Source organism: bacterium, from assembly GCA_035529855.1.
Classification (GTDB): domain Bacteria; phylum RBG-13-66-14; class B26-G2; order WVWN01; family WVWN01; genus WVWN01.
In genome coordinates, this window is the sequence record DATKVX010000091.1 from 1 (window position 1) to 25,793 (window position 25,793).

The 25,793-nt window shown below is 67.9% G+C and carries 22 protein-coding genes and 1 tRNA gene; 14 read left to right on the forward strand and 9 right to left on the reverse strand.

Annotated elements, in window-relative coordinates; genetic code table 11:
* The 3 genes from VMX79_09745 to VMX79_09755 all read right to left on the reverse strand — a co-directional run.
* Positions 1–555, reverse strand: a 555-nt coding sequence (locus tag VMX79_09745; protein ID HUV87383.1) for a hypothetical protein, incomplete at its 3' end; no start/stop codon positions are given.
* A gap of 65 nt (positions 556–620) precedes the next feature.
* Positions 621–1,289, reverse strand: a complete 669-nt coding sequence (locus VMX79_09750; GenBank protein HUV87384.1) for a hypothetical protein — start codon at positions 1,287–1,289, stop codon at positions 621–623.
* A 193-nt stretch (positions 1,290–1,482) separates the two neighbouring features.
* Positions 1,483–2,154, reverse strand: a complete 672-nt coding sequence (locus VMX79_09755) for a hypothetical protein (protein HUV87385.1) — start codon at positions 2,152–2,154, stop codon at positions 1,483–1,485.
* A gap of 211 nt (positions 2,155–2,365) precedes the next feature.
* Here VMX79_09755 and VMX79_09760 point away from each other — a divergent pair, with 211 nt between their 5' ends.
* The 4 genes from VMX79_09760 to VMX79_09775 all read left to right on the forward strand — a co-directional run bounded on the left by VMX79_09760 (position 2,366) and on the right by VMX79_09775 (position 6,063).
* Entirely contained in the window at positions 2,366–3,457 is a 1,092-nt protein-coding gene (locus VMX79_09760; protein ID HUV87386.1) for a YbdK family carboxylate-amine ligase, read from the forward strand.
* A complete protein-coding gene (locus tag VMX79_09765) occupies positions 3,458–5,164 on the forward strand; it encodes a 1,4-alpha-glucan branching protein domain-containing protein (protein HUV87387.1) in 1,707 nt (568 codons plus the stop codon). It abuts the gene before it with no gap.
* Between the two features lie 32 nt (positions 5,165–5,196).
* On the forward strand, positions 5,197–5,928 hold the full coding sequence (gene truA / locus VMX79_09770; protein ID HUV87388.1) for a tRNA pseudouridine(38-40) synthase TruA: 732 nt from the start codon (positions 5,197–5,199) through the stop codon (positions 5,926–5,928).
* Positions 5,929–5,977: 49 nt separating this feature from the next.
* A tRNA-Leu gene (locus VMX79_09775) sits at positions 5,978–6,063 on the forward strand.
* Between the two features lie 53 nt (positions 6,064–6,116).
* Here the strand turns inward: VMX79_09775 and VMX79_09780 are convergent.
* The 4 genes from VMX79_09780 to VMX79_09795 all read right to left on the reverse strand — a co-directional run bounded on the left by VMX79_09780 (position 6,117) and on the right by VMX79_09795 (position 13,723).
* On the reverse strand, positions 6,117–6,872 hold the full coding sequence (locus VMX79_09780; protein HUV87389.1) for a DUF4388 domain-containing protein: 756 nt from the start codon (positions 6,870–6,872) through the stop codon (positions 6,117–6,119).
* A gap of 115 nt (positions 6,873–6,987) precedes the next feature.
* On the reverse strand, positions 6,988–7,191 hold the full coding sequence (locus tag VMX79_09785) for a hypothetical protein (GenBank protein HUV87390.1): 204 nt from the start codon (positions 7,189–7,191) through the stop codon (positions 6,988–6,990).
* A gap of 109 nt (positions 7,192–7,300) precedes the next feature.
* Positions 7,301–10,609 (reverse strand): UvrD-helicase domain-containing protein, encoded by a 3,309-nt coding sequence (locus tag VMX79_09790; GenBank protein ID HUV87391.1) that lies wholly within the window; start codon positions 10,607–10,609, stop codon positions 7,301–7,303.
* Positions 10,610–10,618: 9 nt separating this feature from the next.
* Positions 10,619–13,723 (reverse strand): PD-(D/E)XK nuclease family protein, encoded by a 3,105-nt coding sequence (locus tag VMX79_09795; protein HUV87392.1) that lies wholly within the window; start codon positions 13,721–13,723, stop codon positions 10,619–10,621.
* Positions 13,724–13,927: 204 nt separating this feature from the next.
* On the opposite strand from VMX79_09795, the gene VMX79_09800 reads away from it, so the two are divergent.
* The 9 genes from VMX79_09800 (at position 13,928) to VMX79_09840 (ending at position 20,581) form a co-directional block, all read left to right on the forward strand.
* A complete protein-coding gene (locus VMX79_09800) occupies positions 13,928–14,656 on the forward strand; it encodes a DUF3108 domain-containing protein (protein ID HUV87393.1) in 729 nt (242 codons plus the stop codon).
* 14 nt (positions 14,657–14,670) lie between these two features.
* Positions 14,671–15,621 (forward strand): hypothetical protein, encoded by a 951-nt coding sequence (locus VMX79_09805; protein ID HUV87394.1) that lies wholly within the window; start codon positions 14,671–14,673, stop codon positions 15,619–15,621.
* Between the two features lie 37 nt (positions 15,622–15,658).
* Positions 15,659–16,585, forward strand: coding sequence for a hypothetical protein (locus VMX79_09810; protein HUV87395.1), 927 nt, complete (start codon positions 15,659–15,661; stop codon positions 16,583–16,585).
* A gap of 18 nt (positions 16,586–16,603) precedes the next feature.
* Entirely contained in the window at positions 16,604–17,188 is a 585-nt protein-coding gene (locus VMX79_09815; protein ID HUV87396.1) for an SIS domain-containing protein, read from the forward strand.
* Positions 17,175–18,200, forward strand: a complete 1,026-nt coding sequence (gene rfaE1 / locus VMX79_09820; protein ID HUV87397.1) for a D-glycero-beta-D-manno-heptose-7-phosphate kinase — start codon at positions 17,175–17,177, stop codon at positions 18,198–18,200. The genes VMX79_09815 and rfaE1 overlap by 14 nt, the downstream gene beginning before the upstream one ends.
* Positions 18,193–19,080 carry an orotidine-5'-phosphate decarboxylase gene (pyrF, locus tag VMX79_09825; GenBank protein HUV87398.1) on the forward strand — a complete coding sequence of 296 codons (888 nt, stop codon included), beginning with the start codon at positions 18,193–18,195 and terminating at the stop codon, positions 19,078–19,080. Before rfaE1 ends, pyrF begins: the two co-directional genes overlap by 8 nt.
* Positions 19,074–19,736, forward strand: a complete 663-nt coding sequence (locus VMX79_09830; protein HUV87399.1) for a DUF2085 domain-containing protein — start codon at positions 19,074–19,076, stop codon at positions 19,734–19,736. Before pyrF ends, VMX79_09830 begins: the two co-directional genes overlap by 7 nt.
* A 47-nt stretch (positions 19,737–19,783) precedes the next feature.
* On the forward strand, positions 19,784–20,137 hold the full coding sequence (locus VMX79_09835) for a hypothetical protein (protein HUV87400.1): 354 nt from the start codon (positions 19,784–19,786) through the stop codon (positions 20,135–20,137).
* Between the two features lie 87 nt (positions 20,138–20,224).
* A complete protein-coding gene (locus VMX79_09840) occupies positions 20,225–20,581 on the forward strand; it encodes a hypothetical protein (GenBank protein ID HUV87401.1) in 357 nt (118 codons plus the stop codon).
* Positions 20,582–20,654: 73 nt separating this feature from the next.
* On the opposite strand, the gene fusA is transcribed toward VMX79_09840, so the two are convergent.
* Complete coding sequence (gene fusA, locus VMX79_09845; protein HUV87402.1) at positions 20,655–22,745, reverse strand: elongation factor G; 2,091 nt, start codon at positions 22,743–22,745, stop codon at positions 20,655–20,657.
* A 96-nt stretch (positions 22,746–22,841) separates the two neighbouring features.
* A complete protein-coding gene (locus VMX79_09850) occupies positions 22,842–24,509 on the reverse strand; it encodes a CTP synthase (protein ID HUV87403.1) in 1,668 nt (555 codons plus the stop codon).
* 118 nt (positions 24,510–24,627) lie between these two features.
* Here VMX79_09850 and VMX79_09855 point away from each other — a divergent pair.
* Positions 24,628–25,793 (forward strand): hypothetical protein (locus VMX79_09855; GenBank protein ID HUV87404.1); only part of this gene is annotated, 1,166 nt, incomplete at its 3' end.

Here is a 25,793-nt window from a genome sequence, read left to right on the forward strand (position 1 = left end):
GCCCGCATATGCCTGCCACCTTCCTCCCAGGTACTGCCACGAGTGACCGTGGAACACCGCGTTGTCGTCCACGCCGAACGGGTCGACGTCGGGGTAGTTGTAATATTGCTCCGCGGCCGCGACGAACTCGTCGTTACCCGATGGAAGGGTCCAACCCACCGAGCAATTGCACCACCCGGAGATGGTTTGCGACGGTTTGAAATATTTGGGCCCCCACAAAAGAGACCCGGCCGTCCCGCCGGCGTAGGAGTAAATGCCGACGCGGAAGCCGTCCCAACGCGCGTTGGGCCAAACCGCCGTGGAATATAACCTAACCCTTACGACGGCCCGATAAGCGGATATCGAGCTTATGTCGAAGTCGTTACCGGCCCAGGCGTTAGCGCCGGATATCCAAGTGGTGTAGTACTGCAGCTTACCGGAATCGTACTTAAGCTCCAACGCCGCGTCGTAACCGTCGCGCGACGTACCCGAGGCCGCCGGGGCTACGATTACTTCGGCACCCCATGCCGCGGCCGACAAAACGACGACCGCTGCCCATAACAAGAACCTTTTCATTTCCTCACCTCCGTTCGGGCGGCCGGTACGCCCCGGCCGCTTAGTTCACCCGCATCCCCTCTACGCTAATAATACAACGCCTTGACGCGGCCTACGCTGGTGGGCGTTATATCCACCGGTACGTTGTTAACGACGACGCGCAACATCAGGTTCCGGTAGCCGATGACGCCGGGCAGTTTACTCCAACTGCCGCTTTCGTACAGCCACGAATGACCCGCGAACGTCAGGTTGGAATCCAAGGTCATGGGGTCCAGGTCCGGATAGTCGTAATATTGTTCCACGCCCGCTACGAATATTTTGTTTTCCGGCGGGAGGGTCCAACCCACCGAACAAGTGCACCATCCGTAACCGGTCCTCGTCGGTTTATAGTACTTGGGGCCCCACAGAAGCGAGGTCGGTTGTCCGCCGGCGTACCCGTAGATGCCGAGGCGGAACCCGTCCCATTTACCGTTGGGCCAATCCGGCCAGGAATATACCTTGATCTTCATGATGGCGCGGTAATCCGAAATGGCGCTCAGGTCGAAATCGTTGCCGACCCAGCGGCCGCGGCCGGTTAAGTCGCAAAAGAAGAACGACCGGGTATTGTTATCGTACTTCAGCTCCAACGGCCCGTCGCCGGCGTCAAAAGCGGAGGGGGGAACGTCGGCAACGGTCGGCGCGACGACTACGTCCGCCGCCCACGCCGCGACCGCGGCCAACGCCGCGAAAACAACGACCGTATTTCGACTAGCCATAACTCAAACCTCCTCGCCGTTAACGGCGCGCCGGCCCTTTCGACGCCGGTACGCCGCCGGAAAAGTCTTATTCTATATGAAAAACCCTAACAAATCCTGGCCGATTTTACAACGAAAAACAAACCGGCGCGGCCGGCGTCCCTCGCAGATTAAAAAAGAGCCTCGACGGTTACTTCGCCGGGGTATTCGCCCGTTAGTAATACAGCGCCTTGACGCGGCCCACGCTCGTGGGCGCTATGTCGAAGGCGGTGTTGTTAACGACCACGCGTAACATCAAGTTCCGGAAGTCGCCGACGAGCCTGGGCAGCTTCTCCCACCTACCGTTTTGGCACCTCCACGAGTGGTTCAGGAACGTCGGGTTCGTGTCCAACGCGAAGGAGTCGCAGTTGGGCCAGTTGTAATATAGCTCGGCGGCCGCGGCGAACGCCCGGTTGCCGGCGGGAAGGGTCCAACCCATGGAGTAATTGCACCAGCCGTCGCCGGTCCTTGTCGGTTTGAAGTACGTGGGCCCCCACAAGAGCGAGCCCGGCGTTCCCCCCGCGAACGCGTAAATGCCTAGCCGGAAGCCGTCCCATCGGCGGTTGGGCCAATCTCCGCAGGAATATACTTTTATCTTGGTAATCGCGCGGTAACGCGGAATGGCGCTCAGGTCCCAATCGTTGCCGACCCAATAGCCCGCGCCGGTCCCGGTAGCGAAAAACGCCAACCGGGTACCGTTGTCCCATTTGAGCTCGAGCGTCGCGTCGCTCCCGGCCCGCGCGGCGGCCGCAAAATGCGAAGGCGCGCCGTCGACGATACAATCCGCCGACCACGCGCCCACGACGCCCATACATATCAACGCCGCCAACGACGCAGCAGTTCTCATCGCTCGCCTCTTTTTCCATCCCTTACCCAAACGCGCCGGCCTAACGCCGGCAAAACTCCGTCCCGACGAACACCTCCACTACGGCGAATAGTATATTAATATGGGATAAGTTGTCAAGCGTTTATTTCCAGAGTTCGCCGCCGGCGCCGTTCCCCCTTTTTCCTTTACTTCGTTAGTATAATTTAATAAAATCCTCGCAACTCCCGCGATTATGAAAACGTCTTCCCAACTCCACTTCGGCGTGGAGGAGGAGTTTGCGCTCCTGTACGCCGACGGCGCGCTGGCCAACGAGGTCGACGCCGTGTTGGCGCGCGTCCCGGACCGCTACAAACCCGACCGCGTCAAGCGCGACCTCCACTATTGCATAGTGGAGGTGACGACGCCGGTTTGCGACTCGCCCGCGGCGGTCGAGCGCTCGCTGACGGAGCTGCGGCGGGTGGTAGGCGAGGCCGCCGCGGCGCTGGGCCTGCGCGTCATCTCGAGCGGCGTCCATCCCACCGCGCCGATGGAACAGGGCAAGCTGGTCGAGACGCCGCGCTTCCGTCGCCTTATCGACGGCGGCGCGCTCCGCGGCGACGGCGTGCACTTCGGCTTCCACCTCCACGTATCGCTCGACGGCCCGGAGACGCGCGTGGGCGTCGTCAACCGCCTGCGCTGGCACATCCCGGACCTGGTCGCGTTCTCGGTGAACGCGCCCTTCTACCTCGGCGAGTACCACGACGTGAAGTCGGTCCGGCTGGAGTACTACGACCCGGTACCCACCGTCGGCCCGCCGCCGGTCATAGAGAAATTCGCCGACTGGGCCGACGTGCTGAAGTCCTTCGCCCGCTGCGGCGTCGAGGGCGAGCGCGACCACTACGGCGACATCCGCCACCGCTCGAGCTTCCCCACGCTCGAGGTGCGGGTGATGGACACGCAGCAGGCGGTCGCCGAAACCGTGGCCGCGGCGGCGTACGTGTGGTCGCTGGTGCGTCACTATTTGACCATACTCGACGACGAATTCATGCCGCCGATGACGGAGGACGAACTCGAGCGGAACCGCGAGGCCGCGTGGCGGCAAGGCCTCGACGGCCTCTTCCACCTCTACGGCGACGCCGTACCGCGCGCGGACTACATTGGCCACACGCTCCACCACCTGCTGGAGCGCGCCGGCGACGAGGGGCCGTACCTGGAGCGACTGGCGGCGCGCGTGGCCGCGGGCGAGACCGGCGCCGACTCCCAACTGACCTTCCTTAAAAGCGACCGCGCCGACGGCCCCGCGCTGCTGGCCGAGCTCGAGCGCAAATTCGCCGAAGGAATTTAAATGGCGACGAAGAACGGCGGCCGGCGTTATTTCAGCTTCGTGCTCCACGGCCACCTGCCGTACGTCCTGGGGCACGGCGGCTGGCCCCACGGGACGGACTGGCTCTTCGAGGCCGCGTGCGAGACCTACCTCCCGCTCATCCGAACGTTCCGCCAACTCCTGGACGAGGGAATAAAAGGCCGCGTCACGATGGGCGTCACGCCCGTCCTGGCGGAGCAGCTCGCCGACCCGGCGTTCGCCGCCGGCCTGGGCGACTACCTCGAAATTAAAATTCGCGCCGCCCACGACGACGCCGCGGCCTTCCACGCCGCCGGCCAACTCGAGCTGGCCGCGCTCGCCGACTCGTGGCGCGACTTCTACGGCGCCGTCCGGCTCGAGTTTACGGAGGCGCTCGGCGGCGACGTAATCGGCGCGTTCCGCGCGCTGCAAGACGAGGGCGCGCTCGAGCTCGTTACCTGCGCCGCGACCCACGCCTACCTCCCCCTCCTGGGCCGCGAGGAATCCATAGGATTGCAGCTCCGCGCCGGCGTGAACTCCCACCGCCGGCACTTCGGCCGCGCGCCCGCCGGCGTCTGGCTGCCGGAGTGCGCTTACCGCCCGGCCTACGAGTGGCGTTACCCGCTGAAGCCCTGGTCGGCGCGCCCGGCCCGTCCCCGCCCCGGCCTGGAGGAACCGCTTTCTCGCGCGGGCCTGAAGTACTTCTTCGTCGACACCCACCTGCTTACGGGCGGCGAAACGCTGGGCGTATACGCGGCGCGGTTCGAGGCGCTGCGGCGGATATACGAACAGATGGTAGCGGGGGCCGAGCCGTCGACGCCGGGGGCCGACCTCACGTCGCACCGGCCGTACTACGTCGGCGCCGCGGACCCGGCCGTGGCCTGTTTCGTGCGCGACGCGGAGACCGGCCTCGTCGTCTGGTCCGGCGAGCACGGCTACCCGGGCGACGGCTGGTATCTGGACTTCCACAAGAAGCATTTCCCCGGCGGCCTGCGTTACTGGCGCGTTACCGCCGCCGCGGCCGGTATGGACGCCAAGGAACCGTACCGCCCGGGCGAGGTGCCGGCGCGTATAACCGAGAACGCGGACCACTTCGCCTCGCTGGTGCGGGAGCTCCTGTCCCGGGATAGCGCGCCGTCGCCGATGCTGGCGGCGCCGTACGACGCCGAGCTCTTCGGCCACTGGTGGCACGAGGGGCCGGCCTGGCTGGGTGAGGTCCTGCGTCGCCTCGACGCCGCCCCCGACGTAGAACTCGCGACGTGCGGCGAATACCTGGAGGGCTTCCCGCCCGACGTCGACGTCGCGCTGCCGGAGGGGTCGTGGGGCGAGGGCGGCTTCCACGGCATCTGGCTGAATCCCGATACTGAATGGTCGTGGCGGTTGATATACGAACTCGAGGATAAGCTGGTCGAACAGGCCGCGGCGGGCCGCTCGCCGCCGGGCGAACGGCTGTTCGAGCAGGCGCTGCGCGAATTCATGCTGCTCGCCGCTTCCGATTGGCAGTTTTTGATAACCACCGGGACCGCGCGCGACTACGCCGAGAGCCGCATCCGCGGCCACTACGAGTCGGCGCGGCGGCTGCTGGAAATCCTGGGCCGCGAGCGCGAGGGCGCGCCGCCGAGCCCGGACGAAATGGACTACCTGGCCGGCCTCGAGGAGGGCGACCGGCTTTTCCCGGATTTAAAGGCGGCCTGGTTCGCGCCGCTTTAACGGCGGCCTCCGGCCGCGCCGTTCGCATCGCCGTGACGAGGATTATAAAACTCGCGCTGGAGTACGACGGGACCGACTACGCCGGCTGGCAGGTTCAGCCGGACGTGGTAACGGTACAGGGAACGCTGGAGGAAGCGCTCGCGGCGATACTCAAGGAGCCGACGCGGGTCCACGGCGCGGGCCGCACCGACGCCGGCGTTCACGCCGCGGGCCAGGTGGCCCACTTCGAGACCTCCTCGCACATGACTCCCGACGAGTTCGAACGCGCCCTCAACGGCCTGCTCCCGGACGACGTCCGCGTCCTGGCGGCGGAGGAGGCGCCGGCGGGCTTCCACTCCCGCTACTCGGCCCAAAGCCGCACCTACCGCTACGCCGTGGCGTACGTCGATTCCGTCTTCACGCGCCGGCACGCCTACTACTCGCCCGCGCCGCTGGACGTGGCGGCGACGCGCCGGGCCGCGGCGGCCCTCGAGGGCGAGCACGACTTCGCCGCCTTCGGTAACCTCTCCGACGACTACGACTCGACGACGCGCCGCGTCACGGAAATCAGGATCGAGGAAACGCTCACCGGCCTGGAAATATACGTCACGGCCAACGCGTTCCTCTACAAGATGGTCCGCAACGTCGTGGGGACGCTGTTGGCGGTGGGACGGGGGGAGCTCGCGCCGGCCGACGTGGCGCGTATGCTGGCGGCGGGAGACCGCGCGGCGCTGGGGCCGCCGGCGCCGCCGCGGGGCTTGACGCTGATGCGGGTTACGTATTGAACCATTTAATTTGACTTCGCGGGGGGGATATGATAGAAATTAAACCCGCGCCCGGGTGGCGGAATTTGGTAGACGCGCATGGTTGAGGGCCATGTGGGATAAGTTCCTGTGCGGGTTCGAGTCCCGCCCCGGGCAAAAAGAAAAGCGGCCCTTACGGGCCGCTTTTTTACCGTCCGGGCGTGGCGACGTCAATTCGCATGGGGAACCGCCGGTTCGCTTCCACCGAGGGCAATAAGCCGGATCATATTCGTGTTAATCAAGCCGTAAACGACGCGGCACACCTCGAACCGACTCATGCCGGCCTCCTCGGCGATTGACGAGATGTCGCGCTTGCCGTCCAGGAGGCTTACCACCCTCCACTCCGACGGCGAAAGTTTGATGGAGCCGCCCGCCGCCGGGTTGGGGTTTATGACGTACACCTCGTGGTACGAACGTATGACGTCCTTTATCTGGCTCCATTCCTCGATGCGACGCGCTCCCTCCAGGATGACATGCTCCACGTTCATCGAGACCAATATATCCTCGTCCTCCAGGTCCAGCTCCGGGAAGAAGCGGAAGCGGCCGCCGCGTTCGCCGATGGCGGCGTAGATCGACTCCCTGATCTGATGCCTTATTTTACCCTCGAGCGTCGACCGGTCGACGGCCCCCATCGCCACAAGTATCGTGCCCAGGCGAATGCGATTTCCCTCGGCGTGCATCTTCTTCTGCGCCCGCAGGCCGAGCTCGAGCTGTTCCTCGTTTATCGTCCCCTCCCGCAGCAGGATGGTACCCAATTGCTCGCGCAGGTTCGACGGCGTCGCGAAGACCGCCTTGCCGTCTTTAAAATAAACCCATATAGTTTCGCGTTCCCCCTCTACCGACAAGGTCCCGGTCTTCCGGCCCTGGCCGATAATTTGGATTACTTCCGCGAGCGAAAAATCTTGGATGTCGCCCTCAAAGGACATAGCCCAAGGGGAACGTATGCGTTACGGTACGCCGAAGTGGACTCTCACGCCGCCGGGAAAGCTGCCGGCGAGAATACAAAACGGCCGGCCTCACCGCCGCCCGTTTACTTCCCCCCTATTTCCTGGCCCGCCGGCGCCCCTTCCGCCAGGCTACGACATCTTCGGGGAAGCAGCACACTGCGCCGCCGACGCGGACTATCGGTAAACCTTCGCGTTCTTTCCTCTTGGCGGTCGCCACCGAGCACTCGAGGAAATCCGCGATCCGCGTCCACCCCATCAGTACTTTCGGTCTCCGGACGGTCTTCTTTTTGGTCGACATATACACCACCCCGCTCTTTACGTCTTTTGAAACTCGTACCAATTGTTTTTTTATTATAACAGATTACAAACACGCCGGCAACTTAATTACGACCCGAATTTAAATCGAACTATCCAAAGTTCTCGCGGGGCGCCCGGTCGCGGAGCAGCCGCGGCGCCTCGCCGAGCAGCGCCTCGCCCCGCTCCGTCAACGTCGCCGCCGGCGCCGGTTCCACCACCCGCTCGCCCGCCGGCGCGCGCGGGAAGACGAGGTACGCCCGGGCGACCGCTCGAGCCGTCACTCGCGCCAGCGCCGCGGCATATACCGCCATCTGGTCGCCGTACTTACCTTCCGCCCGCTCCGGCCCCCCGGCCTCGTCCGTCTTGTAGTCCACGATAACGAGCCCCTCGGCCGTCTCGTAAATCAAATCCGCCGTCCCCGTGACGACGGCGCCCTCCGCCGCCACGGCGAACGGCACCTCCCGATAGTACGCCGGCGAGGCCGCGGCCTCCCGGACCGGCGCCGTCGCCAGGCAGTCCCGCGCCCAGGCCGCCACGGCGGCCGCGTCCTCGTCGCCCAAACCCTCGCGAGCGCAAGCGGCCGCGGCCAGCTCCTCCAGGCCGGCCCCCGTCCCCAGTTCCACCTCTTCCATTACAGCGTGCAGCGCCGACCCCAGCTTGAGAGCGTCGGGCCGCGAGGGCGGCGCCCCCTCGAGCGCCGGCGGGACTTCCTCCTCCTCGAGCCGCGCCAACGCCGTGGCCGCGATTACCGCCTCGGGCACGCCGGCGCGCTCGAGTTCTTCCGGTAGTTTGTCCTTCCACTCTTCGTAGTCGGGGCCGAGCTCCGGCGCCGCGGCTTCCCCGGCCGGCCGCCGCCGGAACCGACGCCGCTCCTCGGCCGGGTCGACGCGCACCGTCTCCACGGACCGCGCCGCCGCCTCGACCTCGGCCAGCGTCTCGGCGAGCGAGTTCTCGCCCGCCTCCGCCATCCGCGGCAGGACGAGGAGGTCCCGCGCCCGCGTCGCGGCGACGTAATCCAGCCGCCGCTCCTCCGCCTCGCCGAAGCGGCCCTCGCGCGCCGCCGCGTCCTCGTACCCGGGCGTAAGCACCTGCGTCCCCTCGCTCACGCTGCCGGCGCGTACGTGCAGCAGGCCGGTCCGGCGGTCGACGAAGGCGGTCTCGCCCCGGCTCTTCCGGGCGTCCCGCGCCCAGTCGACGAAGACGACGGCGTTGAACTCCAACCCCTTGGCGGCGTGCACCGTCATGATGCGCACGAAATCGTCGCCGGCCTCGAGCGCGGGCGACTCGTGTTCCGCTTCCTCGCGCCCGGCCATCTCGGCGAGCCAACGCGCGAACGCCCGCAGGCCGACGCCGCCGGTCTCGACGAACTTCCGGGCCGACGCGACGACCTTGCGGACGTTGGCCACGGCGCGCGGGCCGTCGCCCCACAGCGCGGCCTTGGTAAGCAGGCCGGTACCCGCCGCCAACCGGGCCAGCGTCGCCGCCGGCGAGCGTTCGGCGCGGCCTTCGTGCAACCTTCTCAATAAATCGAAGGCGTCGGCGAAGCGCCCAGGCGCCGCCGGCGGGGGGTCTACGCGGTAGTCGAAAACGCCGCCCGCCAACTTGAAGCGCAGCAGCTCGTCGGCGGTGAACGAGAACGAGGGCGACGTCAGCGTCGCGACCAGCGCCGGCTCATCGGCGGGGTTGTCGAGCGCTTGCGCCGCCGCGGCCATCGCCTTGACCTCCGGCCGCACGTAGAACGTCCGGCCGCCGAGCGTGTAGAACGGGACCTCCCACTTCTCCAACGCCGCTTCCCACAACGGCACGTTTTTATGCCGCCGGAAAAGCAGCGCTACGTCGCGGTACGCGAGGGGACGGCGCACGCCGGCCTCTTTGTCGTAGACCTCGAACTCGCCGGCGTCGACGGCGCGCCGGACAAACGCCGCGACGGCCTCGGCCGCATCGCCCTCCGCCTCGAAGGCGCCGCCGGGGCCCTCCAGGAGCCGGGCCGCGGGAGCGTCGCGCTGGCGCTCGCGGGTATAAGGGGAAGGGGTCAGCGGGCCGTAGGCCGGTTGATACGGCGGGTCGCCCTCGCCGAAGACGCCGCCGAACGCGTCGTTCACGAAGGACACCAGCGGCGGCGCCGCGCGGAAGTTGTCCGTTAGCCGCAAAACTTCGCCGCCCTCGCGCGTTACGACGTCGCGCGCGGCCTCGTATATCTCCACGTCGGCGCGCCGGAACCGGTAGATGGACTGCTTGGGGTCGCCGACGACGAAGAGCTTCCCGGGCACCAGCGCCACGTCGCGCCAGGCCGTCGCCGCCGCGCCCTCCTCCGCCAGGAAGAATATCAACTCCACCTGAAGCGGGTCCGTATCCTGGAACTCGTCCACCAGGATGTGGCGGTAGCGGCGCTGGAAGTACTCGCGGGCGCCGGCCTCCCGGCGGCACAGCAGGCGCGCCGCCCGGAGGAGCAGGTCGTGGAAGTCGAGGTCGCCGAGCTCTTCCTTGCGCCCCTCGAACGCCCGGGCCGCGCCCGCCAGCCACGATATAAGCGGCGGCAGCATCGCCCGGCGGCGGTCGTCGCACAGGCGCGCCAGCGCTTCCGCCACCGGCTGTAAATATTTTTGGTTTAACTCGTCCTTAAGCCCGCCCGGCTGCCAGTTCTTTTTGGCCCCGCCGGCCTTTATCGAAACCGAGCACGCCCGCTCGAAGTCGCCGGCCTCGATCGCCCGCGCCAGCTCGCCCACGGAAGCGAACGCGCGATAACACGCGTCGCCGCGGTCGAGGCAGCAGTCGCGCACTTCGTCGAAGCGCGCCCGCGCGGCGCGCACCGCCGCGCGCAGCTCGCCCGGGTCCGGCGCGGGGATATCGTACCCCTCGACGTCGACGACGTCGCGCTCCGCGGCCGTCGCGGCCACGACGCGCTCCAGGAGATCGAGCCGGGGCGAGCCGAAGTGGGCCCACGCCGAAGACCAGGGCGCCGCGCCGTCCGCCCGCTCCGCCTCGGCCTGCAGCCACTCCTCCCACGCCTGCTCGAAGAGCAACGTAGCCCCCACCCCGTCCAGAACCTGAAAGGCCGGGTCGACCGCGGCCTCCACCGGCAGCTCCCGCAGCAGCGAGGCCGCGAAGGAGTGAATGGTCGAAATCTGCGCCTGGTCGAAGCGCTCCAGCGCGTATTCCGCCTGCTCGTCGTCCGGGTGGGCGGCGGCCCAATCCTCGAGCGCCGCCCGGAGCCGGGCCGACAGCTCCGCCGCGGCCTTCTCGGTGAACGTTATGGCGACGAGGCGGGACGGCTCGTAACCGGGCGTCAGCAGCACGGCGAGCGCCCGGTCGCACAAGAGCCGCGTCTTGCCGGTGCCCGCGCTGGCCTCGACGAAGAAAGTCCGGCCCAAATCCACGACCGCTTCCCGCGCCTCGCTATCCGTTAGTCCCTGCGTCATAGGTTGCGCCTATTTAATTTCCCTGAGTTCGGCCAGCCGCGCCGCCCCGGGCGACGCCCACTTCCCGGCGCTCAGGTAGCCCGGGCCCGCGTCGCACACGGCCCGGAATTCGCAATACCGACAGGCGCCCTCGGCTCGGCTCGAGCCGTCGCGGCCGGCGACGAATACGCCGTCGCGGGCCAACGCCAGCAAGGCCGCGACCAGGCGGCGGACCGCCGCCACGTCCGGAGGTCGTTTTTCGGAGACGACGAATTTGTACTTCTTGCCGTCCTCGAGGGGGAAGCAGTATCCGGCCCGCGACGAAGCGGCGTCCGCGCCGAACAGCTTCTCGTAGGCTATAAGGTACAGCGGCGGCTGCAGCTGGCGGCCGCCGTCGACGCTCTCCACGAAGCGGCCGCGCCGGCCCGTCTTGTAGTCCAGCGCCCGGCCTCCGTCGCCGCGGCGGTCGACGCGGTCGATGCGGCCGTGGACCTCGGCCGCCGTCGCCCCGGCCTCGCCGTCCGCCGGTTCATCCTGCAAATGTAGAAGGAAAGGGTTCTCGGTGGACGCCGCGTCGTCGGTCGGCGCGGGCCGCCGGCCGAACCGCAGCTCGAAGTGGGCCGGCTCCCAGCCGTCCCCGGCCTCCGCGTCCTCGCGTACGTAGGCGGCGAGCTTGCGCGAGAGCAGGCGGCGCTCCATCTCGACGACGAAAGGCCGCGGCATCTGCCCCTCCTCTTCCAGCGCGGCGAGCGCCCGGGCCGTCAGGCGCGCCACCTCGGCCGAGAGCTCGGCGCCGGCGAGCGCGGACGGCGCCCCCGCGGCGTAAAGCTCGCGCAGGACGTCGTGGACCACCTTGCCCCGGGCGGCGGGCGGCAGCGCGAGCGCCTCCTCCGGCTCCTCCCACGCCCGCAGCCGCAGAATTCTCCCGAAAAAATATTTCCGGGGACAGGCCGCCAGCGTCTCCAAATCGGACGCGCCCACCGGCACCACGCCCCGGCCGTAGCGCTTCGCCAGGAAACCCCTCCCCTCCTCGGAGGATACCAAGCCGTCGAAGGGCGTCAGGTCCGGCGTCCGGGGGGAGGCGGCCGCGTCTCGAGCCGAGGCGTACCGCTCGTCCGCGGCGGCCAGGTACGCCGCCACCGGCCCGTCGCCCAGCTCGCGGGCGCGGCCGGCCCAGTATTCGGCCTCGTCGACGGCGTCCTCCGCGGCCGGCGCCTCCGAAGCCCCCACCCGCCGGAACCACGGGTAGGCCGACGCCGCGCGGTCGAAGTCCTCGGCGCCGAACGCCGTCCCCGCCGTCGCGGCGGCGAGTTTTAAAACGTAATGGGAGGGAAAACGCTCGCGGCCTCCGCCGTCCAGGCGGTGGTACGAGACGCGGAGGAACTCCCGGGCGGAGCCGAGCGCGAGGCGGAATATCAACGGCTCCTCCGCCAGCCGCTCGCCCCGGAGGCCGAAGCGCCACCGCCCCCGGGCGAGCTCGTTGAACGCGGCCCGCTCGGCGTCCAACGTCACCGGGTCCTGCGACGGCCGGAAGGGGTACGCCCCCTCGACCGCGGCCGGTACGAAGACCGCCCGGAAAGCGAGGCCGCGCGCGTGGTCCGTTTTTATCAAATTGATGCCGTCGCGTTCGAAGCGGCCCGCGGGTACGGATGTATCGGCCAGGCGGCGCGCGAAGGTCTCGACGAAAGTTTTCAGCGGGACCGGCGCCGCGACGAGGTCGTCGTAGGCGGCCATGCCGCGGGCGAGGCCGAGGACCTCCTCACGTTCTCGGGACGGCTCGAAGTACTCGGCTACGACGTCGCGAAGCGCGTCCGCGAACTCGCGCCACGAGCCCCGGGCCGGGAACCGTTCTAAATAGGTGAATAATTTTTCCGTAAAGGCCGCCAGCGCTTTTACGTCCGCGGCGTCGTGCCGTCGGTCCTCCGGCGACATCCGCTCGCACGCCGCGGCGTAGCGCGTTAACCGCTCGGCCCACTCCGCGCGGCCGTGGACGACGCCGGCGGCCGCGGATATATCGTCCCACAGCGCCGGCTCGAGCCGAGCGCCCTCGCGCGCCGCTTCCGACTTGAGCGGCACCGTCTCGACGAAATCGACCACCTCGCGACGGCCGAAGGGGCGGGGGGAAGTCCGCGCGTGCCACGCCAGCTCGAGCAGCCGCCGCGCGCCCTCGCCCGCGCGCGTGGCCGTCAGGAGCCGGCCGCCGTATATGTAATATCTGCCGCGGCCGTCGTCGCCGGCGAGGACGCGGTCGAAGACCTCCGTCAATACGGCCAACGTCTCGTCGCCGCGGTAGAGGACCGCCATCTCGGCGAGGCGTACGCCGTGCTCGCGGCTGAGCCGCAGCGCTTCCCGCGCGACTTCGCGCGCCTCGGCCTCCGCGTCCGGGGCGGAGACTATTTTCACGTCCTCCGCCGGGGCCGGTTCGTCGCCGCCGCCGAACTGGTAGCCAGCCGCCGCGACGTCCGCCCGAAACCCCAAGCCCTCGAGCCAATCCCGGGTGGCGCGCGCGAAGCGGAATTCCCGCCCCTCGCCGAAGGGTACGTAAAACCCCAGTCGAACGTGGCCGCTCAAGGCCTCGAGCAAGCGCCGCTGCAGCTCGTTGAAGTCGTAAAAGCCGAATACGAACAGCTCTTCTGCGCCGAAGGTGTCGGCGAAGGCCGCGGCTCGAGCCGTCGCCGCCGAAAAGACGTCGTACTCGTCCCGGTAGGCGCGCTCGCCCTCCGCCAACCGCGCCCGGTAACGGTCGAAGAGCTTGCCGAACAGCGTCAGCCTGTCGCCCAGGTTGAGGTCGGTATTCCAGCGGCCCAGGCCGGCCTGGCGGGCGTCCTCGGCCGCGGCCGCGAGCGTATCCGCGAACCCGGCCTTGTCCTTCACCGGCCCGAAGAACGACTCGGCGGGCAGGTCGGCCGCGAGGGAGCTGAAGACAACCCGTTCGCCGCCGGTCGGCACGTCGTCCCCCGGGCCCGCCAGCCGTCGGGCGAGGTCGACGAAGGTTGGGAAGCGGACGTTGGCGAAACCGCCGGCCTCGCGGGCCAGCCGGCGGGAGAGCTGGAGGGCGACCAGGTTGGAGCGCACCAGGACGACGACCGGCGCCAGCGGCCGGCCTTCCCGGGCGGCGCGCACGTCGCCGAACAAACGAGCCGAAAGGGCCGCCTCGGCCATCGAAAAGTGGAGGGCGTGTTTAGAAGCGTCTACCGTCATCCCTAAGGATAAGTTACGATAATTCACATAAATAACAAGTCGAAATTGAGCCCCGGCGGCCGCCCGTCGCCAGAATATAATTGACACCCATTTGCAAATCTGGTAGATTTTAATGACCCATAAGTAGGAGGACCCGTAATGGTAAAGAGCGTCTCGATTGTCGCCCTGGTCGTTTTAGTCGCCGCCGGTTTATGCTACGGAGCGGCCTTCAAGGCCGGCGAGAAGTTGGTATTTTCGGTATCCTGGTCCGACGTCGTGAAGGCCGGCACGGCCACGCTGTCGGTCCCGGGGGTTAAGGTCTTCAACGGCCACAAGGTCTATCACATCATATCCACGGCTTCCTCCGGGCCCCAAGTCTCGGCGTTCTTCTACACCCGCGACCGCATCGACGTCTACCTCGACGCCGTGGACTACACTATCTGGAAATCGGAAAAGCACCTGGTCGAGGGGACGTATAAGAACGACGAGGTGATATATTTCAACCCGCCCAACCGGACCGCCACGCGCGGCGTTACCACCATGCGCACCCTCGCGGAACCCCGCGACGCGCTGGGCGGCTTCTACTACGTCCGCTCTCTCGACCTTCCGGTCGGCAGCCAGGTTACGGTGAACTACGCCGACGGCAAAATCTCCAAGCCCATCGTCATCAAAGTCCTGCGCAAGGAACAGGTTACGGTACCGGCCGGGACGTTCGATACCATCGTCCTCGAGCCGGTGCTCGAGGAGACGGAGGGCATCTTCAAACAGGAAGGTCGTATCTGGATCTGGGTAACGGACGACGAGAAGAAGATGCCGGTCATCTTGAAGTCGAAGATCGCCATCGGCAATATCGAGGTCAAACTCGAGTCGTACACGTTGGGGTCGTAAACTCACATCGCGTTATGGCCGCGGACGAATCAGATTTCTCCAAAGTTAAAACCTACCCGTTCGCGGAGCGACGGAACCTCGTGCGGGTAGAAGACTTTCGACGGCCGCCGGAAGACCCGGCGGCCATCGCTCCTTTACTCACGTCGCTGCCCGACGTGCTGGGGGCACGCGCCCTGCTCGCGCTGGCGCGGGCGATAGTGGGCGCGCACGGTAGCGGCCGGGGCGTGGTATTCGCGTTGGGCGGCCACGTGGCCAAGACCGGCGCGGGCCTGCACCTCATTCCCCTCCTGCGGGAAGGGTTCGTAACCCACCTCGCCGTCAACGGCGCCTTCCTGATCCACGACTACGAGCTAGGCCGCTTCGGCGCCACGTCGGAGGACGTGGCCGCCAACCTGCCGGCGGGCCGCTTCGGCCTGGCCGAGGAGACGGGCGCGGAGCTAAACGCCCTCGTGGCCGCGGCGGCGAACGAGGGCGAGCCGGCGGCCGTACTCGCGGGCCGGGCCGTCGCCGAACGGGGCGGGTACGCCGACGCGAGCGTACTGGCCGAGGCCGCAGCGGCGGGCGTACCGGTTACCCTCCACGTCGCGCTGGGCGCCGACGTCGTCCACCAACACCCGGCGGCGGACGGCGCGGCGTGGGGCGAGGCGGGCTTGGCCGACTTCCGGCGGCTGGCGGCGGCGCTCAAATCGCTCGACGGCGGCGGCGTCTTCGTCAACGTGGGCTCGGCGGTGCTCTTGCCGGAGGTCTTCGTCAAGGCGCTCAACCTTATCCGGAACGTGGAGCCGCCGGTGGAAAATTTCACCACGGCCAACCTGGATATGATACAACACTACCGGCCGCGGCAAAACGTGCTGGCGCGGCCCACCGCCGGCAGCGGCGAGGCGCTGGCCCTCACCGGCCACCACGAGATAATGGTGCCGCTTCTCTCGGCCGCGGTGCGGGCTTTCGCCCGGGAGCAAGAATAAAAACCCCACCGACGCGTAATTATTTAAAACAAGCTCGATGCTGCACGTATTCATAACGAAGGACCACTTCCCCAGGTGCCACGAGGCGGCGCTCTACGGCGTCCGGCCGTCGTCGGTGAACCAGCTGGCGCAGGTGCGCGACGGCGACGCGGCGTACCTCTACCAGCGGGTGGCGGGCGCGCTGTACGGCCCGTACGCCTGCCGGGGGCCGGTGCGGTACCTGGGGCCGACGGTGCCGGCGCCGGTGTGGGAAGCGGCGGCCCGCGGCTCGAGGCGGGAGAAGTTCCGGTTCGTGGTCCGGCTCGAGGCCGGCCCGGAAGTCAGCCGCGTATCGGTGTCGCAGCTCTACGAGCTGGCCCGGGCGTCGGGGGTCGAACTCATCCCGGCGGATTTCGTCAAGCGCAGCGTCTACACCTTCCTGCCGGCCGACGGCGCATGCATAACGGAGGCGCTGGCCGCGGCGCCGCGCCAGTTGGCGATGCCGTTTCTGCCGCCGCCTCGTCCCTACCCGCTCGAGGGGCGCCTGCCGGTGGGCGGCGACAATCTGGCGTATATATTGCAATACGAACGGCTCGACGAGTCGCTGCTGGAGTTCGTCCTCGCCCGCGAGGAGACGCCGCTCGCGCGCGACCTGGACGCCCGGCCGGCGTTCAACCAGCTGCGCATCGACGACCGCGGCAACCGCATCGACCTGGTCTACGCGTCGCCGGCGGCGCTGTACATAATAGAGCTCAAACGCGGCCGACGGGACGCCGAGGCCCGGCGCGACATCCTGCGCTACGAGTTATGGGCGCGCGGCCGGCGCGAGGCGCTGGCCCGGGGATTGCGCCTCCGGGCGCCCCGCCCCACGGTGACGCCGGTGCTGGTCGCGGACGGCGGCCCGCCGCGCCCCGCCGAGTGCCGCATATACGATTGGCACCTGGAAGACGAGCCGACGCGCCTCTCTTTCACCCGCGTTCAATAGAACGGGCGATGATGCCTTATGACGTTACTCGACAAAGTTCACGAGCAGTTTCGCGAGGCCGCCGACCTCGCCACCCGCTCCCTGCCCGTCATAGATAAATACCTGGTGAAACTCGCCCAGGAGACGGCCTCGCGGGTGGTGGTGGGCGGCAAGGTCCTCCTGATGGGCAACGGGGGCTCCGCCGCCGACGCGCAGCACATCGCGGGCGAGTTCGTCGTCAAACTAAATTACGAGCGCGCGGCGATGCCGGCCCTCGCGCTCACCACCGACGCCTCCGTGATGACCGCGGCCGCCAACGATTACGGGTACGCCGAGATCTTCGCCCGCCAGATACAGGCGCTGTGCAACGTCAACGACCTGGTCGTCGCGCTCTCCACCAGCGGAAACTCGCCCAACGTCGTGCGGGCGCTGGAGACGGCGCGCGAACGCCGTATCTTCACCGCGGCCTTCCTGGGCGGCGACGGCGGCGAGGCCGCGCGCCACGCCGACATCCAGATCATAATCCCCTCCACCAACCCCCAACGCATCCAGGAACTGCACGCCGTTATGGGCCACGTCTGGGTCGCGCTGGTGGAGGAACTCGTCTTCCGTGGAGCGCGCTGATAACGTCATGCCGGAACCGGCCGGACTTCTCGAGATCCTGGAGCGCGTCGCGTCTACGCGCCTCCTCGTGATCGGCGACGCCATGCTCGACCACTACGTCTTCGGCGACGCGGCGCGCCTCTCGCCCGAGGCGCCGGTGCCGGTGGTCCGGGTGGAGCGCGACGTCTTGCGGCCGGGGGGCGCGGCCAATACCGCGGTCAACGTACGGGCGCTGGGCGCGGCCGCGGAGCTGGCGGCCGTCGCGGGCGACGACGAGAACGGCCGGGAGCTGCGCCGCACGCTGGAGGAGGGAGCGGTGGACGTCCGGGGGTTAATCGTCGCCGCCGGCCGCCCCACGACGTGGAAGGGCCGCGTCATCGCGCGGCAGCAGCAGCTCGTCCGGCTGGACCGCGAGGTCGACGGCGACATTTCGGCCGAGCTGGAAGACGAGCTGTTGGCTTACTTCGCCGACGCGCTTAAGCGCGCCGACGGCGTCATCCTCTCCGACTACGGCAAGGGGGCGATAACGGCGCGCGTCGCCGCGGAGGTCATCACCCGGGCGCGCGACGCCGGCAAAGTGGTGTGCGTCGACCCCAAGGAAAACCACTTCGGCCTGTATAAAAACGTAACCTCCGTCACGCCCAACCATCACGAGGCCGCGGCCGCCGCCGGCATCCGGGAGCGCGACGACCCCGACCTCGAGCGCACCGGCGCCGCGCTGCTGGAGATGCTCGGGGCCGACTCGGTCCTCATCACCTGGGGCGAGCGCGGGATGGTCCTGTTCGCCGCCGACGGCTCGACGAGCCGCATCCCGACGCGGGCGCGCGAGGTCTACGACGTGGCGGGCGCGGGCGACACCGTGGCCGCGACGTTCGCGGCGGCGCTGGCGGCGGGGGCGAGCCACCTCGCCGCGGCCCAGCTCGCCAACTTCGCGGCCTCCGTCGTCGTCGCCAAGATGGGCACCGCTACCGCGTCGCCGGCGGAGGTCAAGTCGGCCGTCGAAACGTACTACGAGGCGACGCCGCGTGAGTAACGCCTCCAACTTCGCCGACCGCCTGGTCGAGCGCATACTTCGGATAAATAGCCGGGTGTGCGTGGGCTGCGACCCGGACCCGGCGCTCTTCCCCCCCGAGCTCGCGAAAAAGGAAGACGCGGTCGCGGCGACGGCCGCGTTCGGCTTCGAGCTGATGGCGGCGGTGCGCGAAGTGGCGGCGGCCGTCAAGTTTCAGGCCGCGTTCTACGAACGCTTCGGCCCGGCGGGGTTCGAGGTCCTGGCGCGGCACCTCGCCGCGGCGCGCAAGGCCGGCCTTATAGCTATTCTGGATTGCAAGCGCGGCGACGTGGGCCACACGATGCGGGCGTACTGCGAGGCGTACGCGACGCCCGGCGCGCCGCTGGAGGCCGACGCCGTCACGCTCTCGCCCTACCTCGGGTCCGACGGCCTGGCGCCGTTCAACGTGTGCGCCGGCGAGCACGGCAAGGGTTACTTCGTCGTCGTTAAAAGCTCCAACCCCTCCACCGCCGACGTACAGGACGTTAAGATGGAGGACGGACGGCCGGTGTACCACCGCGTCGCGGAGATGACGGCCGCGATAGGCCAACACCTCGTCGGCGAGAGCGGGTACTCGTCCGCGGGCGCCGTCGTCGGCGCGACCTACCCCGACGTCGTGGCGCGGCTGCGCGAGCTCATGCCGCAGCAGTTCTTCCTGATGCCGGGCGTGGGCGCCCAGGGCGGCGACGTCGCGCTGCTGGGGCCGGCGTTCGACACCCGCGGCCTGGGCGCGCTGGTCTCCTCCAGCCGGGGCGTCGCGTACGCCTGGCGGGAACGCGAGGGCGTGAGCTGGCAAGAGGCGGCGCGGGCGGCGGCGCGCGACCTGCGCCGCGCGGTCAACGAAGCGCTGCCGATATGGTGATAGAAGAGCTGCTGGGCGAAATATGTCACCAGCTGCCGGCCCGCTGCTTCACCGTAGCGGGCGTTACTATGCCGGCGTGCGCGCGATGCTCCGGGATTTACCTGGGGGTATTGCTGGCGGCGGCGTTCTACGCCGTACCCGGGAGGCGCCGCCTGTTCCTGCACTGCCCGGGCTACGGCGCCGCGGCGCTGGCCGTGCTAGCGGTCGGGCCGTGCGCGGTCGACTTCTTCTTCGGATGGTGGGGATACCCTCTCTTCGCCGGCAACGGCGCGCGCTTCGTGGCGTCGCTCTTCGCCGGATGGGGGGCGTGGGTGCTCCTGGCGGGCGCCGCGACGCGGCTCCGGTGGGGCGTCGCGCCGGAGCGGCGGCTCGACCTCGGCCAGCTAGCCGGCTCGCTCGCGGCCCTACTCGTGCCGGGCCTGTTGGTGGCGACGCCGCGCCCGGCGGCCGCGAAGGTCTTCGCCGGGGCGACGCTGGTCGGCGCGGTCGCCTTCTACGCGCTCTTGAACTACCTGCCGCTCGCGCTGTTCTTACATAAAAAGGGGTACCGGCTCGCGACCGGCCTGGTTATCCTGTGCGGTCTGGTCGCCCTGGCCGTCGCCGAGATAAGGTGGGGACGAGTCGTTTACGCGAACGTCGCGGGTATGTTACACTAAAGCGGAACAGGGGGCGTCCGGAACGTACGCCGCCGGAAGGAGTAAATGTGAACGGCAAACGGGTGGTCGTATGTACGCTGTTCGGCGTCGTCGCCGGCGTCGTGTGTTGGCTGGGCTCGTACCTGGCGGGTAGCGTACCGGTGGCATTAACCGCGGGGGTCGTCCTGGCCATCGTCTTCAATCGCGCGTTCATCGGCTTCGCGATCGGCATATCCGGTTGGCGAATTCCCTGGCCGCTGCACGGCGTCTTCGTCGGCCTGGCCGGCTCGCTGCCGGTAGCGATCTACCCGCTGTTCGCGCCGGACGGCCTTCCGGGTTTTTTGATGTACGAACTCGCGGGCGGTTTGTGGGGTTTCCTTATAGAGCTGGGCGCGCGGGCGGTCGGCGCCCGAAGGGATTAAACCGGGCCGCGGCCGGATTTTATAAAGAAGAAAAAAATCGCCCCGCGAGGGGCCGGCATTAATTAAATCCTACAGGAGGGTACGACCATGACGGGCAAACGGGTACTCGCGTGCACGCTCTTCGGCTTCATCGCCGGCGTCTTGGATTTGCTTCTGATGCATTACGGGGCCAAGGCCCCGATTACCTTCACCACGGCCATTGTCCTGGGTTTTATATTGAACCGCGCGTTTATCGGCTTCACGCTGGGCATCTCCGGCTGGCGGACGAACTGGGCTTTCCACGGCGTCGTTGTCGGCCTCGTGGGGTCGCTCCCGCTGTCGGTATTCGCGCTCGGGGACCAAGAAGGCTTAACCGGCTTCCTGCTCATAGAACTCTTCGGCGGCATGTGGGGCTTTTTAATCGAGTTGGGCGCGCTGGCGGTGCGGGCGAAGAAGAAGGGGTAACCGCCCCGTCGGCCGAGATAAAAAAAGCGGCAGGGTACGCCCTGCCGCTTCGTCGTTAACCGCTACCGATCTGCTAGCTTCCCTCTCTCTCCTTCTGCGACGCCTCGATGACCTTCTTCGCCACGTCGGGGGGCGCCTGCTCGTAGTGGGAGAACCGGACCGTGAACGAGCCCTTGCCGCCGGTCATGGAGCGCAGATCCGAGCTGAAGCGGAAGATCTCGGCCTGCGGCACCAGCGCCTTGACCTCCTGGAAGATGCCGGCCGGTTCCATCCCCATAACGCGGCCACGCTTGCCGCTCAAGTCCCCGGTGACGCCGCCCATGTAATCCGCCGGGACGCGCACCGTGACCTCCACGATGGGCTCCAGCACGGTGGGCGACGCGTCGCCGAAGGCTTTCTTGAAACCGAGCGAGCCGGCGATTTTAAACGCCATGTCGGACGAGTCCACGGTATGGAACGAGCCGTCGCGGAGCGTGACGCGCAAGTCGACGACGGGGTAGCCGGCCAGGACGCCGCCCGCCATCGCCTCCACCACGCCCTTCTCCACCGACGGTACGAATTTCGACGGGATGGCGCCGCCGTAGATTTTGTTTACGAACTCGAAGCCGGCGCCGTGCTCGAGCGGCTCGAGCTCTAGCCACACGTCGCCGAACTGGCCCCGGCCGCCGGTCTGCTTCTTGTAGCGTCCCTGGGCCCTGGCGCCCTTGCGGATGGTCTCGCGGTAGGCGACGCGCGGCAGCTTAGTCTCGACCGCCACGCCGAAGCGGGACTCGAGCTTCGAGAACATCACCTGCAGGTGCTGCTCCCCCATCCCGGAGGCGACGAACTCCTTGGTCTCGACGTTGCGCTCGACGTGGAACGTGGGGTCCTCGTCGGTCAGCTTCGCGAGCGACGACGTCAGCTTGTCCTCGTCGCCTTTGGAGCGGGGCGATATGGCGTACGGCATCACCGGTTCGGGAACGACGAGCTCCGGGTACTGCACCGGGTCGCCGGGCGCGGCCACGGTGTCGCCGGTCTTGAGCGGCTCCGCTTTCACGAAGGCGCCGAGCTCGCCCGCCGCCAGCTCCGTAACCGCCTTCTGGTTCTTGCCGTTGATTTCCACCAGCGACGGGACTTTGAACTTGGTCCCGGCGTTCACGTCCAGGACCTGGTCGTCGGCCTTCAACTTTCCGGAATACACGCGGACGTAGGAGAGCTTGCCGGCGAACGGGTCGTTGACGGTCTTGAAGACGAAGCCGCTCATGGGCGCGGTGGCGGCGGCGGGGCGCTCGAGCTCCTTGGTGCCGCCGGGCTCGACGCCGATGCGGGCCGGCACGTCCGCGGGGGAAGGGAAATATTTCAACACCGCCTCCAGTACGGCGCGGCCGCCGACGCCGTCGTACGCGTCGGCGCAGAACACCGGCACCACCTTGCCGGCCGCGATGCCCCGCGAGAGGCCGCGGCCTATCTCGTCGGCCGAAAGCTCGCCCGCTTCGAAGTACTTCTCCATCAGCGCGTCTTCCTGCTCCGCCGCGGCCTCCACCGACGCCTTCGTGAGAGAATCCAGCGTATCCGCCAACTCGGCCGGGACCTCGCCGTCCGTCGACTCGCCCGCCAAACCACCCTCCCACAGAACGGCACCCCCGCCGGTCACGTCGACGTAGCCCTTGAACGCCGCCTCGGCGCCCACCGGGTACGACATCACGACGAAGTTGACGCCGCCGAAGGCTTCGCGCAGCTTGCGCAGCGCGCCGTCGAAGTCCGCGCGCTCGCGGTCCATCTTGTTGACGACCACGGCCCGGGCGACGCGGTTCTCCTCCGCTTCCCGCCACGCGCGCTCGGTGCCCACCTCCACGCCGGCCACCGCGCTCACGACGACGACCGCCACGTCCGCCACCCGCACGCCGGCGATGAGCTCGTATATGAAATCGGCCGAACCGGGAATGTCCAATAAGTTGATGCGGTACCCCTTGTAGTCCGCGGCCAGGAGCGCGGTGCTCACGGAGAAGCCGCGCTTTATCTCCTCGTCGTCGAAGTCGGCGGCGGCGTTGCCCTCCTCCACCCGGCCCCGCCTTTTCAGCGCGCCGGCGCGGAAGAGCAGGTCCTCGGCCAAAGCCGTCTTGCCGGCGTCGCCGTGTCCCACCAACGCCACGTTGCGAATTTTTTCAATTTCGACTTTCGCCATTCGGTTTTTCCTCCTAATAATCAGGCCGCCGGGCGCCACACGGCGACGAACGCCGGCGACGCGCCCCGGGGGCCCCAACGCCGGCTGTACAACGTACTAAAGCGGAATTTTGGAAGCCGCTCTCTCTTCGGGGGAATAGGCCCGGCCGCCCGCCGCGTAGGCCGCAGCCACGAAGGTCGCGAACAACGGATGCGGCGCCAGCGGCCGCGACTTGAGCTCGGGGTGGAACTGGACCGCGACGAACCAGGGGTGGTTCGACAACTCCACCACCTCGGCCAACAAACCGTCCGGGGACGTCCCCGTGACGCCGAGGCCCGCCGCGGCCAAAGCCTCGCGGTAGTCGTTGTTGAGTTCGTAGCGGTGGCGGTGCCGCTCGCCGACCTCGCGTACGCCGTAGGCCCGCGCCGCCCGCGAGCCCTCCGTCAGCACGCACGGGTAAGCGCCCAACCTCATCGTCCCGCCCATACGAGTAACCTTCTTCTGCTCATCCATCAGGCAGATGACCGGGTCGCGACAATCGACGTCGAACTCCACGGAGTACGCTTCTTCCAACCCCGCCACCCGCGCGACGTCTATTACCGCCACCTGAAGGCCGAGGCAAATGCCCAGGTACGGAACGCCGTTCTCGCGGGCGTAACGCGCCGCGGCTATCTTGCCCTCGATGCCGCGCTCGCCGAAGCCGCCCGGGACGAGGATGCCGCCCACGCCGTCGAAGTACGGCGCCGGGTCGGCGTCTCCCTCCAGGTCGGTGGACTCCACCCACCTTACGTTCACGCGCGCGTCGGCGGCGATGCCGCCGTGGGCGAGGGCCTCGATGATGCTCTTGTACGAGTCGCGCAGGCCGGTATACTTGCCCACGACCGCGATATCCACCTCGCCGCCGGGACGGCGCATCCTCTCCAGCATCCCTTCCCAATCGCCCAGGTCCCCTTCGCCGACCGGGAAATCCAGCCGCTCGAGTATCAGGCCGTCGAGGTTCTGCTTACGCAAACGGAGCGGTATGTCGTAGATGTTGTCGGTATCGACGGCCTCCACTACGGCCTCGGGCGGCACGTTGGTGAAGAGGGCGATTTTAGCGCGCGTCGAGGCGTCGAGGGGCCGGTCGGTGCGGCAGATGAGCGCGTCCGGTTGTATACCAATAGCGCGCAGCTCGCGGACCGAGTGCTGGGTGGGTTTGGTCTTGAGCTCGCCCGCGCCCCCGATATAGGGGACCAGCGTCAAATGGATGAAGAGGCACCGGCGCCGCCCCACGTCGAGCGCGAACTGGCGAATGGCCTCCAGGAACGGCTGCCCCTCGATGTCGCCCACCGTCCCGCCTATCTCCACTATAATAACGTCCGCGCCGGCCGCCGCGGCGAGTTTATGCACCCGGGACTTTATCTCGTCCGTTACGTGAGGAATGACCTGGACCGTCCCGCCCAGGTAGTCGCCCCGCCGCTCCTTCTCGATGACGGCCCCGTAGACCATGCCGGTGGTAGCGTTGGACAATCTCGACGTCGGCCGGTCGGTGAAACGCTCGTAGTGACCGAGGTCGAGGTCGGCCTCGGCGCCGTCGTCGGTCACGTAAACCTCGCCGTGCTGGTACGGGTTCATCGTGCCCGGGTCGACGTTGATGTAGGGGTCGAACTTGAGCATCGCGACGTCGAGGTCGTGGGCGATCATAAGGCGGCCGATGGAGGCGGAGGCGATACCCTTACCCAGCGACGAGACAACGCCGCCCGTCACGAAAATATACCGCGTATTATCTTCCTTATGCGCCATCATGGCAAATAGGTCCGAGTGCGCCGAAATATAACAAAAACCGTAACGTCCTGTCAAACGAAATCCCGGCGGGGCGTAGTTTTAGATTGATTATACGCGCCGGCAAGGTAAAATAGACCCGATGGGTTCGAATCGATATAAGAAGACAGCCGGCCTGGTAGTCGGGGCGCTCGCGGCCGCGCTACCGGCGTTGGCCGGGTGGTCGCCCCCCGAGACGATATCGCCCCCGGCGGGCGATTGGCGTACGTGCTACAATTTCGCCCGGGCGCTCGTCGCCGACGGCGACGGTAACCTCCACGCCGTCTTCTTTGAGAACGAAGGGGCCGCGGCCTTCTACCGCCGCTACGACCGCGCCGCCGGCCGGTGGGAGCCGTCGTATCGGTTAGACGAGCAGGGAGGCCGCGACGCCGCCATCATCGCCGACGCCCGCGGCGAGCTGCACGTCTTCTTCAAAGCCGGCAGCGCGATGTGCCACCGCGTAGCGGACGACGCCGGCCGATGGGGCGTGCGCGAATACGTCGCCGAGTCGGGATGCCGGTTCGGCCAACCGTCGCCCCTGGCGCTGCCGTCGGGCGACGTAGCGTTGGCAATGGTGGGCGAGCCCGTGGCCGGCCGCCCGACGCATATCTGGTTCACCATCTGGCGCCGGGAAACGCAGGGCCTCGAGCCGCCGGTCCGCCTTACCGAAAGCACCGGCGAGAACGGCAGTTGGATGCCGACTATGGCCTACTTCCAGGACGAGATCCGGCTGGTGTGGCGGGACGACAGTACCGGCGAGTTCGAGGTCTACGAGCGGAAGTACGACGGCTCGCGCTGGACGCCGACGCGCCGCCTGACGTACGACCCGGCGCCCACGTTCCATCCCCGCCTGGCCGTCGACGGCGACGGCGTGCTTCGCCTGCTGTTCATGGACAAGCGTACCGGCAACCCGGCCATCTGGGAAATGGTGGACCGCGGCGGCGGCTGGGGTCCCGAGCACGTCCTCTACGACGGCCGCGGCCGGGCCCACCACCCCAACGTCGCCCTGGCCCCCACGGGCCAGCTGCTGGCGTTCTGGGAATGCGCGCGCGAGTCCGCCGAGCGCGGAATATATTTCGGCTCGCTGTTCGGCGGCGTGTGGAGCGAGGCGGGCCCCGTGGGTCCGACGCCCGGGGCCGACTCCACGCTGGCGTCGCCGGCGGTCACGGGCCGCGAAATCGCGGTGGCGTACGCGCAAAGCCCGGGCAAAGTGTGCGTCCAACGGCTGCCGTTGAGCGAGGTGCCGGTGGGAGGCGTAACCTTCGTCGC